This window comes from Polaribacter sp. MED152 (assembly GCF_000152945.2).
GTDB lineage: Bacteria > Bacteroidota > Bacteroidia > Flavobacteriales > Flavobacteriaceae > Polaribacter.
Map to the genome: position 1 here is coordinate 1,187,954 of NC_020830.1, position 13,476 is coordinate 1,201,429.

A 13,476-nucleotide genomic window follows, 5' to 3' on the forward strand; every position below is an offset into this window, starting at 1 on the left:
ATTCAAATTATTTACTTGCTAAAAAGGCCATTTTTATTAATGGTCTTTTTTATTATATTTGCAAGGATTTTCCCCGATTTTATTAGAGTCATGAAGCCAATGAAAACAAAACTATTTACTGTTTTTACTATTATTATTCTATTAATGGGTTGTAGCGAACCTAGAGTTATAGATATTGATAGTGATAAATTATTATCTGATTTAAAAATCTTAGCAGATGATTCTCTACAAGGAAGAGCATTTTCTAAGGAAGGGAATCTGAAAACTCAAAAAATCATTATAGACGAATTTAATAAAATTGGTTTGCAGCCAGTTATTGGTGGTAACTTATTACACAAATTCGATCATAATTTTACAGGTAAAGTTAGGCAAGAAGTTTTTCCTATAGAAAAACCATTAGAAGACTTATCTAACGTAAAAGACACTGTTGTATCTGGAGCAAACATTGTTGGTATGCTTAAAGGGCAAACCAATAAAACTTTTGTTATTACTGCTCACTATGATCATTTAGGTGTTAGGAAAGGCAGAATTTACAATGGCGCAGATGATAATGCATCTGGTACTGCTGCTCTTTTTACAATTGCCAAATATTTTAAAGACAAACCAACAAAGCATAATTTAATTTTTGCTGCTGTAGATGGTGAAGAAATTGGCTCTATTGGAGCAGAATACTTTTTAAAAGATTATCTAAATAAAGATAAAATTAGCTTAAACATCAATATGGATATGATTGCACATAGCGATTACGATCCTGAGTTATTTGCAAGTGGTTTACACCATTATCCAGATTTAAGAGATCCATTAGAGGAAATTGAATCTGAAAAGATTATTTTATTATTTGGGCATGATGATCCTGATAATAAGGAACAATCAGATTGGACCTTTTCTTCTGATCATAGGGTTTTTCATAGAGAAAAAATTCCTTTTATATACTTTGGTGTTCCAGATCATAGAGACTATCACAGACACACAGATACCTATGGTACTATAAACCAAGAATTTTATATAGAAGCTGTTAAGATAGTGATACAAGCTATTGAAAACTTTGATGAAGAATTAGCTGAAGACTAAAATTTAAAAAAGGTTACAATTTGTAATCTTTTTTTTGCTTTATAAATCTCCTTTCTTAAAAATAAAGATTCGAAAACAAATCTCTTTAATTCATTTATTATGAATACTTTTGCGCGAAATTTGAAACAATAAATGAAACGAATTAAAGAATATAAAAAACTTTTTAATGTAGAAGGTGAAATAGACCTTAAAGAATTAAAAAGCACCTATAGAGGATTGGTCAAAGAATGGCATCCTGATAAATTTACAGATCCTGAAAAAAAAGCTGAAGCTGAAATTATAAGTACCAGAATTATTGATGGTTATCATTTCTTGGTTAGTATAGCTCCAGAAACAAAAGAAGCGAACTTAGAAGCTTATAAAACTACCATTACTGAATACCAAGTTGCAGACTGGCACCATAAAAGTATGTTGTTAGAAGTTACTTTTACAGATGGCAATACTTATGAATATTTTGGAGTTAATAAAATTTTGTTTGGCAAGTTTATCAATGCAAAATCTATCAACAACTTTGGTAAAAGAAACATTTTTAACAAGTTCCTATACAGAAAGTCTAAAAAGGCTGCAGCTATGGCCTAAAAAAATTTTTATATTATAATTAAAGAGATTACTATTCCAAGTAATCTCTTTTTTTATGCCAAGAACTTCACTTTAAAAAGTTGTAAATTAGTGCTTATTAAATTGATTTAAATGAAGAAATTTATGAACTTTTACACTCCAATTATCCTTAGTTTATTTTTTGTGTTTTGCTCTGAGACCAAAAATTCAAAAAAAGAAGAAGTTAATACTACTATAAAAGTTGTTCAGAAGAACAAAAACTTTAATAACTATTGGTATCAAGGAAAAGCAGAAATCACTTCTTATAAACTTTTGCAAGCAAGATATGGTGAATTACATGAAGGCACTGCTGTACTAATTTTTGTAACGGAAGATTTTCTACCTGAAAAACAAGTAAAAGCAGACTATAAAAATGATAAAAATGTACCTATATTAAAACTAAATAGTACCAAGAAATTTACAACAGGTATTTATCCATATTCATTAATGACAAGTACTTTTACACCTATTGATTTAGAGAAAGAAACTATCAAAATCTCTTTTTCAGCCCAAGAATGGTGTGGAAATACATTTGTACAACTGAATAATAGATCGAACTACGAAATTAAATTTTTCTCATATTTTGAAAGCGATGCTGATAAAGAAATAACCTTAGAAAAAAACAAGTTGGAAAATGAAATTTGGAATACCTTAAGAATAAATCCTAATGCTATTAAAACAGGAAATTACAAAATGATACCTTCTTTTGATTATTTAGCTTTAAAACATAAGAAGATTAAAGCTTATGATGCTATTGTAAACCTAAATTCGTCTGACGGTTTTATCTTTTGTACCATAAATTATCCTTCTTTAAACAGAAAATTATCTATACAACTTACCAAAGATTTCCCATATACTATTGAAGGTTGGGAAGAAACCATTTTAGAAAGAGGTAAAAAACTAACTACCACTGCTCAAAAAATAAAAACAATACAATCTGCTTATTGGAGTAAAAATGGTAAAGCAGATACACAAGAGCGTAGGGCACTAGGATTAGATTAATAAAAAAAGGAGATTTCTACATAGAAATCTCCTTTTTTATTATTTTGAATTTTTGTTATTCTAATGCACCTAAATAACGTTCTGCATCTAAAGCAGCCATACATCCAGTACCTGCAGCTGTTACAGCCTGTCTGTATTCTTTATCCTGTATGTCTCCAGCAGCAAAAACACCTGGCATATTTGTTTTAGTGGTTTTACCTTGAGTAATTAAATACCCTGTTTCATCCATATCTAAAACACCTTTAAATAAATCTGAGTTTGGTGTATGTCCAATAGCTATAAAAACTCCTGTAACCGGAATTTCTTTAGTCTCTTTTGTTTGATTATTAATAGCCTTTACTCCTGTTACCACATTTGTACCTAAAACCTCTTCTACTTCTGTATTATACAGAACTTCAATATTTTCAGTTTTATCTACTCTATGTTGCATTGCTTTAGAAGCTTTCATGTAGTCTTTACGAACTAAAAGATACACTTTAGAACAAATATTAGCTAAATAAGTAGCCTCTTCAGCTGCAGTATCTCCACCACCTACTACAACAACTTCTTGACCTTTATAGAAAAAACCATCACATGTTGCACAAGCAGAAACACCTCCACCAATTAATCTCATTTCGCTCTCTAAACCTAAATATTTAGCAGTTGCTCCTGTAGAAATGATAATTGTATTTGCTTCAATTTCCTTATCCTCGTCAATAGTAACTTTATGTATACCACCAACTTCGTTACTTAAATTAACTGCAGTTACCATACCAAATCTTACATCTGTTCCAAATCTTTCAGATTGCTTTTTAAGATCTTCCATCATTGCAGTACCATCTGTTCCTTCTGGATATCCAGGAAAATTATCAACCTCTGTAGTTGTTGTAAGCTGACCTCCCATTTGCATTCCAGTATACATTACTGGTTTCATATCTGCTCTTGCTGCATATATAGCTGCAGTATAACCTGCAGGACCAGATCCTATAATTAAACATTTTATTCTCTCAGTAGTTTCTGACATAATTAAATTCTCTTTTTTGAACAGTAAAAATATAGATTTTTATCACCTTATATAATGATTGTTTATAAGTTTTAATAATGAAAAAATAGAGGTTTAAAATAGCTATTCATTAACCAAATCTATTGTGGTAAAAGTTTTATAATTCCTAAATTTTCTACGCCCACATAAATAAAACCATCTAAGCCTTGTTCTATAGATCGAACTCTACCTATGCCTTCTAAAAGCTTAACTTCTTTAAAAACTTTATCTTTCTTTACTATACATCTACTCAAATATTGAAATTTTAAAGAACCAACCAATAAATTACCTTTCCAATTACCATAAACATCACTATTAATAAAGGCCATACCACTTGGAGCGATTGAAGGAGTCCAATAATGAATAGGGCTTTCCATACCTTTCATATAAGTTTTATCTGTAAATTTTGTACCACTATAATTTACACCATAACTTACTTTTGGCCAACCGTAATTTTTAGCTTTATTAATTATGTTGATTTCATCTCCTCCTTTTGGTCCATGCTCATGAGACCATATTTCATTGGTAAAAGGATTCATGACTAAGCCTTGAGGATTCCTGTGTCCATAACTATAAATTGCTTTTTTAGCATTTTTTACTGAAACAAATGGGTTATCTGAAGGAATACTTCCATCATCCTTTAAGCGATAAATCTTTCCACAATCTCTGGTCAAGTCTTGAGGATTTACATCTCTATTTCCCCTATCTCCAACACTAAAATAAACGTGATTGTCTGAGTCAAAAACAATTCTTGACCCAAAATGCTGACCTCTGTTTGAGTTAGGAGAAGCCTTGTAAAGCACTTCTTGGTTGATTAAAGCAAAATCTTTAAGTTGTGCTCTCATTAAAGTTGTATTACCTCCTCTACCTTCACCAATACTCGAAGCGTATGTAAAATAGATCCATCCGTTTTCGGTAAAATTTGGATGTAATTCAATATCTAATAAACCTCCTTGCCCTCTCAAGTAAATTTCTGGCCCATTTTTAATTGTAGTTTTTACGCCATTTTTAAAATGAATAATTTTTCCAGATTTTTCGTTGATAAGCATTGAATTATCTGGTAAGAATACAAAACCCCAAGGATTTTTTAATTCGGGCACAATTACCTCATATTCCTTACTCTGAGCACTTAAAGCAATTGAAATAATACAAGAAATAATTACAAGTGATTTTTTTAAAAACATATCTAGAAATTTCAAGAATTTTAAATACAATATATAAATATTATTCTATATTTGCAGTCCTAAATTGATGACTAAGTTTCGGGGTGTAGCGTAGCCCGGTCATCGCGCCTCGTTTGGGACGAGGAGGTCGCAGGTTCGAATCCTGCCACCCCGACTTTTAAGCCTTTAGATATATTCTAGAGGCTTTTTTTTGTGCCTGAAACAAACTTTAACGTAAGTTTTTGTTTAACTTAAATTAAAATCCTTTAAACAATTTGTATCTTTGTTTAAATCAACTAAAACAAAGTAATGCAAGTATTTAATCAAGAAGATATATTTAAACTGAATAAAATCTACAGAATCAATTTAATTAACAGTTGTTCTGGTTTTAAATCAGCTAATTTATTAGGAACAATTTCTGAAGAAGGCATCACAAATGTGGCTGTATTTAGTTCAGTTACTCACCTAGGTTCTAGCCCTCCAACCTTAGGTTTTATTTTAAGACCAACAACGGTTCCAAGAAATACACACAAAAATTTAAAAGATTTAGGGTATTTCACCATAAACCATATCTGGGAAGATGTTATTGAAGACGCACACCATACGTCTGCTAAATATCCTGATGAAGTTTCAGAATTTGACATGACTGATTTAGAACCCGAATTTAAAGGAGACTTTAAAGCTCCGTTTGTTAAAGGAGCTCCTGTACAAATGAGTATGAAATTCATAGAGGAAATCTATGTACCCTCTAATGATGTTATGTTAATCGTAGCACAAATTCAAGAATTATATGTACAAGATGAATTATTAGAAAGTGATGGGTTAATCAATTTATCTAAAGGAAATGTTGCCACAATAAATGGATTAGACACGTATGCTATTCCTAAATTTAAGAAGCAACTTAGCTACCAAAGACCTAAAGAAACAAAACTATAAAAATGAAAATATTAGTAACAGGCGCAACTGGTTATATTGGCAAACGTTTAATTCCGTTATTATTAAACGATGGTCATAAAATCGTGTGTCCTGTTCGTGATAAAATTAGAGCAGAAAACTACTATAAAGATCAAACTAATGTTGAATTAATTGAGGCTGATTTTCTAAACAGACATACACTAGAAGCAATACCTAAAGATATTGATGCTGCCTACTATTTAATTCATTCCATGTCTAATTCTGCAAGAGAGTTTCACATATTAGAAGAGAAGTGTGCAACCAATTTTAAAACTTTTGCAGAAACTACTTCTATTAAACAAGTTATTTATTTAAGTGGAATTACCAACGACACTAAACTGTCTAAACATTTATTATCTAGAAAAAATGTTGAAAAAACTTTAGCTTCTGGAAATTACGCATTAACCACATTTAAAGCAGGAATTATAGTTGGTTCTGGAAGTTCATCTTTCGAAATTATAAGAGACTTGGTAGAAAAACTACCAGTAATGGTTGCTCCTAAATGGTTAAATACAAAAACACAACCTCTATCAATAAGAGATGTGCTTTCATTTTTATACAAGGCACTAGGTAAAAAAGAATTATTTAATACTTCTTATGACATTTTTGGACCTGAAGTTTTAACCTACAAAACAATGCTTTTGCAATTTGCAGAAGTTAGAAAACTTAAAAGAAGTATTCTTACAGTTCCAGTAATGACTCCAAAACTATCATCTTATTGGCTTTATTTTGTAACCTCTACTTCTTACAAACTTGCAAGTTCATTGGTAAATTCTATGGGCGTTGAAGTTATTGGAGAAAAAAGCGACATCAACAAAATACTTGATGTAAACCCAATGTCCTATAAAGATGCTGTAAAACTAGCTTTTAAAAAGATAGAGCAAAACAGTATTATTTCTAGTTGGAAAGACTCGTACATAAGCAGTGGAAAGTTAAAAAACTATGTGCACGAATTTATAAATGTACCTGAGTATGGTTGCTTTAAAGATTATAAAAAAAGAAAAATTACCAATCGTGAAAAAGCCTTAAATAAAATTTGGGCAATTGGTGGGGAAACAGGTTGGTATTATGGAACTGTTTTATGGAAAATAAGAGGATTTATAGATCAGTTTTTTGGTGGAGCAGGTTTGCGAAGAGGAAGAAGACACCCAACCGAACTAAATGCGGGTGATGCCCTTGACTTTTGGAGAGTTATTTATGCTGATAAAGAAAAAGGTAAACTTTTACTCTATGCTGAAATGATTTTACCTGGAGAAGCTTGGCTAGAATTTAAAATTAAAGACGGCACATTATACCAAACAGCAACATTTAGACCTCATGGAATTGCAGGTAGATTATATTGGTACTCAGTAGTTCCTTTTCATTGGTTTATTTTTAATGGAATGATAAATAAAATTGCTAAAGTTTAAACTTTTGAAAAAACAACAGTTACCCACAAAAGATTGCCCTGTTTGTAATAGACCATTTACTTGGCGCAAAAAATGGGAGAAAAACTGGGCAAACGTAAAATATTGTAGCGAAAAATGCAGAAGAAACAAAACACAACAGGCTTAATATGGTTTCGTAATAATTTACGAACTCAAGACAATACATCAATTCAAAAAGCAATACAAAATCACGATAAGGTAATTGCAATCTATTTTTTTGACCCAAAATATTTTAAAGAAGATGAATTTGGGTTTCAAAAAACTGCAAAATTCAGAGCACAGTTTTTATTAGAAACTATAACTGATTTAAAACAGCAACTAAAAGATTTAAACATAACACTTCTTACCTATTTTGATGCTCCTGAAAATCAGTTGTTAAATATTACAGAAACTTATAAAGTTGATACAATTTACACCCAAAAAGAATGGACAAAAGAAGAATTAGATACCAATAAATTAGTTTTAAAAACAATGTCGGATACTGTAAATTTTGTTGAAGACTATGATCAATTTTTATACCATCCAGAAACTGTTTCAAATAACTTTAGTAACATTCCAAATGTATTTACTCAGTTTAGAAAAAAGCTAGAGAAATACGTAAAAATTCAAGAAGAAATTTTAATAGACAAGCATGACGATTCTAATTTAATACATAATCCTACAGAAATACCTTCGCTTAAAGAGTTAGGCTTTAATGATTTTGTCATGCCTAAAAAATCAGCATTTCCTTTTAAAGGAGGAGAAACTGCTGCTTTAGAACGATTAAATTATTACCTTTTTGAAAGTAAAAAAGTAGGTTTCTACAAGAAAACAAGAAATGGTTTGGTAGGCACAGATTACTCAACAAAATTCTCTCCTTGGTTAGCAAATGGCAGCTTATCTGCTAGAACTATATATTATCAAATTAAAAAATACGAAGCTGAATTTGGATCAAATCAATCTACGTATTGGGTAATTTTTGAATTAATCTGGAGAGATTATTTCAAGTACATTTCTTTAAAATATGGTTATGAAATATTTAAAATAGGTGGAATTTTAGAAAGAAATTATCAATGGAATGTAGATAAGAATTGTATACAAGATTGGATCAATGGAAACACAAAAGATGATTTTGTGAATGCTAACATGATTGAGTTAAAAGAAACTGGATGGATGAGTAACAGAGGTAGGCAAAATGTTGCTTCTTACTTTGCCAAAGAATTATTACAAGACTGGAGAATTGGAGCTGCCTATTTCGAATCACTTTTACTAGATTATGATGTGCATAGTAACTATGGTAATTGGATGTATGTTGCTGGTGTTGGAAACGATCCTAGAGATAGAAAATTCAATACTCAATTACAGGCAGAAAGATATGACGCAAACCATAAATTCAGAAAATTGTGGTTAGAAAAAACCTTATTTTAAGATGAAGACCTTACGTTTAATTTTAGGAGATCAACTAAACAGCAAGCATTCTTGGTTTACAAACGATGATGACAATAGTACTTATTGTTTATTTGAAATGCGTCAAGAAACCGATTATGTAAAACATCATATTCAAAAGGTAGCAGGTTTTTTTGCTGCCATGAGAAATTTTGCAGAAGAGCTTAATACTCAAAACAAAAAGGTTATCTATTTTAAATTAAATGATGAATTAAATACTCAAAATTTAACTGAAAATATTAATTACTTACTTGAGCAACATCACTTCGAAAAATTTGAATATTTAACCCCAGATGAATACAGATTAGATCATCAACTTAAAGAATTCTGTGATTTATTAACCATAGAAAGCAAAGTATATACTACTGAACATTTTTATACTGACAGGAATGATTTAGCCTCTTTTTTCAAAGGCAAAAAACAATTTTTGATGGAAAGTTTTTACAGAAACATGCGTAAAAAACATCAAATATTAATGGTTAATGAGCAACCTGAAGGAGGAAAATGGAACTATGATGCTAGGAATAGAAAAAAGTGGAAAGGAGAAACTTTAATTCCGTCTGCTAAAAATTTTGATAATGATGTTTCTGAAATTGTAACTGAAATTGAAAAAGCTGGGGTTGAAACAATAGGTAAAATCAATGCTAAATATTTTGAATATCCTATTTCTAGAAAGCAAGCGCTAACTCAACTTTCTTATTTCTGCGGACATTTGTTAGTTCATTTTGGCGATTATCAAGATGCCATGCATACAGACCAAGTTTTTCTTTTTCATTCAAAAATATCATTTGCAATGAACACGAAAATGATATCTCCTAAAGAAATTGTAGAAACAACATTAGCTACTTACAGAAAAAGAAAAGATGAAATAGATATTTCACAGGTAGAAGGTTTTATAAGACAAATAATTGGTTGGCGAGAATACATGAGAGGCATGTATTGGATGTTAATGCCAGACTACAAAAAAGAGAATTTTCTAAATAATAAAAACAAATTACCAGATTTCTTTTGGACAGGGAAAACAAAAATGAATTGTCTAAAAAATGCCATTCACAATTCATTAGATAATGGGTATGCGCATCACATTCAAAGACTAATGATTACTGGTAATTTTGCGCTATTAACTCAAATAGATCCTGATGAAATTGATGCTTGGTATTTAGGGATTTATGTAGATGCTATAGAATGGGTTCAACTGCCAAACACAAGAGGTATGAGCCAATTTGCAGATGGTGGAAAAATAGCAACAAAACCTTATGTTTCTAGTGGTAGTTATATAAGTAAAATGAGCAATTATTGTGATTCTTGTAGTTATAAAAAAACAAAGAAATTTGGTGATGATGCATGCCCATTTAACAGTTTATACTGGAATTTTCTTGACGAAAAACAAGATAAGCTTAGCACCAACTTTAGAATAAAAATGATGTATAGCTTATTGAATAAAATGTCTGCAGAAGACAGAACCAAAATAAAAGAGAAAGCAAATCATATTATCGAAAATTTAGATGAATATTAGAAGAGAAGAAATTAATGTAGTTTGGTTTAAACGTGATTTACGTTTGCAAGATAATGAGGCTATTCAAAATGCCTTATTAACTAAAAAACCTGTGCTATTTCTTTATGTTTTCGAAAATTCACTTTTAGAAGACCCTCATTATAATATTCGTCATTGGAATTTTATTAAAGAATCTATACAAGAGCTAAATGATGATTTAACCGCATTTAACACTAAAATTTTAACAGTAACATCAGAAGTAATTACCGTTTTTAATCAGCTACAAAATTTCTATAAAATTGATACTGTATTTTCTCATCAAGAAACCGGCTTACTTAAAACATACAATAGAGATAAAGACTTTGCAAGATACTGCAGAAACAACTCAATAAATTGGGTAGAGAATAACAACAATGGCGTTTTAAGAGGACTTTTAAACAGACATGATTGGTTAGAAAAGTGGGAAAATTTTATGTATAAACCACAAATCAAAAATGATTTTAAAAACAGAAATCTAATTTCTGAAGATGAAATAACAACCATAGAAAACCATTTTATTGTTACAGATCTAGAAACGCCCAAAGAGGCCAAATTTCAAAAAGGAGGATCAAAAATGGGCTGGAGATATGCCAATAGTTTTTTTGAAGAACGTTACAAAAACTATATGAACCATATTTCTAAACCAGCTTTATCTAGAAAAAGTTGCAGTAGGCTATCACCTTACATAGCTTGGGGGAATTTGTCTATTAGACAGGTTTATCAAAAAGCTATAATGCTCAAAAACGATGAAAACAAAAGACAACTAGGTGCTTTTGTTAGTAGGTTAAGATGGCAAGCGCACTTCATTCAAAAATTTGAAATGGAGCATACTATGGAAGAAGCAAGTATCAATAAAGGATATCATAAATTAAAAAAGAACATTTCTACTAAATATCAAAAAGCATGGAGAGAGGGTAAAACTGGTTTCCCAATTATTGATGCTTCTATGCGTTGTTTATCAGAAACTGGTTATTTAAATTTTAGAATGCGTTCTATGCTAGCCTCTTTTTTTACGCATATTTTATGGCAGCCTTGGCAAGACTCTTCTCATCACTTATCGCAGTTGTTTCTAGATTTCGAACCTGGAATTCATTTTCCTCAACTAAACATGCAATCAGGAGAAACTGGCATTAACGAAATAAGAGTTTACAACCCAATTAAAAATAGTTTAGAACATGATGAAGATGCGAATTTCATAAAAGAATGGGTGCCTGAATTGGCAAACTTACCTACAGCATTTATTCATCAACCCTATTTAATGACACCATTAGATGAGCAATTTAACAACTTTAAATTGGGTGTAGATTACCCTAAACCTATTGTAGATTTTAAATCTGCAAGAAAAAGAGCAACACAAACTCTTTGGGACATGAAAAAAGATCCTGATGTTCTTAAAGAGAATTATAGAATACTAAAAACACATACTCTTTTAGACAGAAAGAAATTACTTCAAAACCAATAAATTATTAAAATATACAAATCAAAATATTTTGTTAATTTTTGTTTAACTAATTAAATAATATATTAAACAAAACATTTTTTTGCGTATCTTTGATATGTGATATTTAATACAACACATAATAATAAGGATACTGAGAAAGCAATTAACAATTTGTTAGGTGCACCTTATTCTTTTTTTCAATCTATAAAATTAAAAGGCACAGGCTCTAAAAGAATGATTATTGATGAAGTAAGTATTGGCTTCAAAAATATGATGAATACTGTTGCTGATATTAATTACGGTAATATAGAATTACGAGAAAAAGGCTTGTTGGTTCACATTAACAAAGGATTAAAGAATTTTAGCTGGGCCATACCATTTTATCAATTACACATTTATAAAACTAGCGGATTTAGCATTCATGCTCAAGGTAATTTTGTTCGATTTAAAAACAACAAATTGTTGAAAGAAAACAAGAAGTTTATCGACAAATTAATTGATTTAAAAATTAAAAATGACGAACAGTTTGATTTTCAAAATGTTCAATAATAATAACATGACAACTTTAAACAACATACAAATTGACAGAATTATTGAAATGGCTTGGGAAGACAGAACCACCTTTGAAGCTATTCAATTTCAATTTGGATTAAAAGAACAAGAGGTTATTAATTTAATGAGAAAAGAAATGAAGCCTAGCAGCTTTAGAATGTGGAGAAAAAGGGTTCAAGGAAGAAAAACAAAACACGAAAAGCTAAGAACATTTGAAAAAGGCAGGTTTAAATGTTCTAGACAGAAATCAATATCTAATAACTCTATTGCCAAAAGATAACTAACAGTGCTTTGCTTTTAAGTTTAGGGTACTTAAAGACAGCACATTAAAAAGATACTATTATGATTACAGATGTAATACTTAAAGAAAAGCAAACAGACCAAAAATTAAATGGTTTTTCATTCGAAGAAGTAGGTGATGATCATCTATTTACAGGTTTAGAAACCCCAATGAAAAAAGATGCTTTTAAACTTTCTGATCAAGAAAAGAAAGAAAAAATTGCTATCCTTTTTGAAGAAATTATGGATGTAATGGGCCTAGACCTTACAGACGATTCTTTACAAGGCACTCCAAAAAGAGTTGCAAAAATGTATATTGATGAAATTTTTTCTGGCTTAAACCCTGCAAACAAGCCAAAAGTTGCCTTATTTGATAACAAATACAAATACAACCAAATGTTGGTTGAAAAGAATATAACTTTTTACTCTAACTGTGAGCATCACTTTGTACCAATTATTGGTAAAGCACATGTAGCTTACATTTCTTCTGGTAAAGTTATTGGTTTATCTAAATTAAACAGAATTGTACAGTATTATGCAAAAAGACCTCAAGTGCAAGAAAGGTTAACAAACCAAATTGCAGAAGAGCTAAAAGGCATTTTAGGTACAGAAGATGTTGCTGTTATTATAGATGCTAAGCATTTATGTGTATCTTCTAGAGGAATTAAAGACGATACCTCAGCTACAGTTACCTCATACTTTGGAGGTAAATTCAACAATCAAGAAAAAATAGCAGAATTACAAAACACTTTAAATTATTAGTTATGGATTTAATTCAAAAAGCAATCGAGTTCGAAAACAGAAAAAAAAGATTCCCAACTACTAGCGATCGTATTTTGGCATCTAGAGAAGCAAAGTCTTTAATATTGGAGCTGAATGAAGTTTACAAACAAACTAAAGACAGCAATATTATGGATATAATGAAACGCTTAACTGTTATAAAACAAAAAATTGAAAAGCGTTTAAAAGGTAAACCTTTAACAGCAGCATAATAAACCTAGATTTTGCTT

Annotated in this window: 15 protein-coding genes and 1 tRNA gene; 14 read left to right on the forward strand and 2 right to left on the reverse strand. The window is 30.3% G+C overall.

Annotated elements, in window-relative coordinates; all coding sequences use genetic code 11:
- Nucleotides 1-99 precede the first annotated feature (99 nt).
- The 3 genes from MED152_RS05270 to MED152_RS05280 all read left to right on the forward strand — a co-directional run bounded on the left by MED152_RS05270 (nucleotide 100) and on the right by MED152_RS05280 (nucleotide 2,670).
- Nucleotides 100-1,071 carry a M20/M25/M40 family metallo-hydrolase gene (locus MED152_RS05270; protein ID WP_041383886.1) on the forward strand — a complete coding sequence of 324 codons (972 nt, stop codon included), beginning with the start codon at nucleotides 100-102 and terminating at the stop codon, nucleotides 1,069-1,071.
- A gap of 132 nt (nucleotides 1,072-1,203) precedes the next feature.
- Complete coding sequence (locus tag MED152_RS05275) at nucleotides 1,204-1,650, forward strand: KTSC domain-containing protein (RefSeq protein WP_015480827.1); 447 nt, start codon at nucleotides 1,204-1,206, stop codon at nucleotides 1,648-1,650.
- A 111-nt stretch (nucleotides 1,651-1,761) separates the two neighbouring features.
- Nucleotides 1,762-2,670: a hypothetical protein gene (locus MED152_RS05280; protein ID WP_015480828.1), complete on the forward strand. Its 909-nt coding sequence runs from the start codon at nucleotides 1,762-1,764 to the stop codon at nucleotides 2,668-2,670.
- Between the two features lie 55 nt (nucleotides 2,671-2,725).
- Here MED152_RS05280 and trxB read toward each other — a convergent pair whose 3' ends face one another.
- The gene (gene trxB / locus MED152_RS05285; protein ID WP_015480829.1) at nucleotides 2,726-3,673 is read right to left on the reverse strand and encodes a thioredoxin-disulfide reductase; all 948 of its coding nucleotides are present in this window, start codon (nucleotides 3,671-3,673) and stop codon (nucleotides 2,726-2,728) included.
- A 119-nt stretch (nucleotides 3,674-3,792) separates the two neighbouring features.
- On the reverse strand, nucleotides 3,793-4,875 hold the full coding sequence (locus tag MED152_RS05290) for a PQQ-dependent sugar dehydrogenase (protein WP_015480830.1): 1,083 nt from the start codon (nucleotides 4,873-4,875) through the stop codon (nucleotides 3,793-3,795).
- Nucleotides 4,876-4,954: 79 nt separating this feature from the next.
- On the opposite strand from MED152_RS05290, the gene MED152_RS05295 reads away from it, so the two are divergent.
- The 11 genes from MED152_RS05295 (at nucleotide 4,955) to MED152_RS05340 (ending at nucleotide 13,458) form a co-directional block, all read left to right on the forward strand.
- A tRNA-Pro gene (locus tag MED152_RS05295) sits at nucleotides 4,955-5,029 on the forward strand.
- 134 nt (nucleotides 5,030-5,163) lie between these two features.
- Entirely contained in the window at nucleotides 5,164-5,790 is a 627-nt protein-coding gene (locus MED152_RS05300) for a flavin reductase family protein (protein ID WP_015480831.1), read from the forward strand.
- 2 nt (nucleotides 5,791-5,792) lie between these two features.
- On the forward strand, nucleotides 5,793-7,217 hold the full coding sequence (locus MED152_RS05305) for an SDR family oxidoreductase (protein WP_015480832.1): 1,425 nt from the start codon (nucleotides 5,793-5,795) through the stop codon (nucleotides 7,215-7,217).
- Nucleotides 7,218-7,221: 4 nt separating this feature from the next.
- A complete protein-coding gene (locus tag MED152_RS13510) occupies nucleotides 7,222-7,362 on the forward strand; it encodes a DUF2256 domain-containing protein (protein ID WP_083903265.1) in 141 nt (46 codons plus the stop codon).
- On the forward strand, nucleotides 7,332-8,642 hold the full coding sequence (locus MED152_RS05310) for a DASH family cryptochrome (protein WP_015480833.1): 1,311 nt from the start codon (nucleotides 7,332-7,334) through the stop codon (nucleotides 8,640-8,642). The genes MED152_RS13510 and MED152_RS05310 overlap by 31 nt, the downstream gene beginning before the upstream one ends.
- A gap of 1 nt (nucleotide 8,643) precedes the next feature.
- Complete coding sequence (locus tag MED152_RS05315) at nucleotides 8,644-10,176, forward strand: cryptochrome/photolyase family protein (protein WP_015480834.1); 1,533 nt, start codon at nucleotides 8,644-8,646, stop codon at nucleotides 10,174-10,176.
- Complete coding sequence (locus MED152_RS05320) at nucleotides 10,166-11,656, forward strand: cryptochrome/deoxyribodipyrimidine photo-lyase family protein (RefSeq protein WP_015480835.1); 1,491 nt, start codon at nucleotides 10,166-10,168, stop codon at nucleotides 11,654-11,656. Before MED152_RS05315 ends, MED152_RS05320 begins: the two co-directional genes overlap by 11 nt.
- A gap of 96 nt (nucleotides 11,657-11,752) precedes the next feature.
- A complete protein-coding gene (locus MED152_RS05325) occupies nucleotides 11,753-12,184 on the forward strand; it encodes a hypothetical protein (RefSeq protein ID WP_015480836.1) in 432 nt (143 codons plus the stop codon).
- A 7-nt stretch (nucleotides 12,185-12,191) separates the two neighbouring features.
- Nucleotides 12,192-12,467, forward strand: coding sequence for a TIGR03643 family protein (locus MED152_RS05330; protein ID WP_015480837.1), 276 nt, complete (start codon nucleotides 12,192-12,194; stop codon nucleotides 12,465-12,467).
- Nucleotides 12,468-12,529: 62 nt separating this feature from the next.
- A complete protein-coding gene (gene folE, locus MED152_RS05335) occupies nucleotides 12,530-13,228 on the forward strand; it encodes a GTP cyclohydrolase I FolE (protein WP_015480838.1) in 699 nt (232 codons plus the stop codon).
- Between the two features lie 2 nt (nucleotides 13,229-13,230).
- Entirely contained in the window at nucleotides 13,231-13,458 is a 228-nt protein-coding gene (locus tag MED152_RS05340) for a hypothetical protein (protein WP_015480839.1), read from the forward strand.
- Nucleotides 13,459-13,476 lie beyond the last annotated feature (18 nt).

Excerpts from the sequence above, each read along its gene's own strand:
- MED152_RS05290 (WP_015480830.1), bottom strand. The coding sequence starts at position 4,875 with ATGTTTTTAAAAAAATCACTTGTAATTATTTCTTGTATTATTTCAATT.
- folE (WP_015480838.1), top strand. The coding sequence starts at position 12,530 with ATGATTACAGATGTAATACTTAAAGAAAAGCAAACAGACCAAAAATTA.
- MED152_RS05270 (WP_041383886.1), top strand. The coding sequence starts at position 100 with ATGAAAACAAAACTATTTACTGTTTTTACTATTATTATTCTATTAATG.
- MED152_RS05300 (WP_015480831.1), top strand. The coding sequence starts at position 5,164 with ATGCAAGTATTTAATCAAGAAGATATATTTAAACTGAATAAAATCTAC.
- trxB (WP_015480829.1), bottom strand. The coding sequence starts at position 3,673 with ATGTCAGAAACTACTGAGAGAATAAAATGTTTAATTATAGGATCTGGT.
- MED152_RS05280 (WP_015480828.1), top strand. The coding sequence starts at position 1,762 with ATGAAGAAATTTATGAACTTTTACACTCCAATTATCCTTAGTTTATTT.
- MED152_RS05305 (WP_015480832.1), top strand. The coding sequence starts at position 5,793 with ATGAAAATATTAGTAACAGGCGCAACTGGTTATATTGGCAAACGTTTA.
- MED152_RS05330 (WP_015480837.1), top strand. The coding sequence starts at position 12,192 with ATGACAACTTTAAACAACATACAAATTGACAGAATTATTGAAATGGCT.
- MED152_RS05275 (WP_015480827.1), top strand. The coding sequence starts at position 1,204 with ATGAAACGAATTAAAGAATATAAAAAACTTTTTAATGTAGAAGGTGAA.
- MED152_RS05320 (WP_015480835.1), top strand. The coding sequence starts at position 10,166 with ATGAATATTAGAAGAGAAGAAATTAATGTAGTTTGGTTTAAACGTGAT.
- MED152_RS05340 (WP_015480839.1), top strand. The coding sequence starts at position 13,231 with ATGGATTTAATTCAAAAAGCAATCGAGTTCGAAAACAGAAAAAAAAGA.
- MED152_RS05310 (WP_015480833.1), top strand. The coding sequence starts at position 7,332 with ATGCAGAAGAAACAAAACACAACAGGCTTAATATGGTTTCGTAATAAT.
- MED152_RS05315 (WP_015480834.1), top strand. The coding sequence starts at position 8,644 with ATGAAGACCTTACGTTTAATTTTAGGAGATCAACTAAACAGCAAGCAT.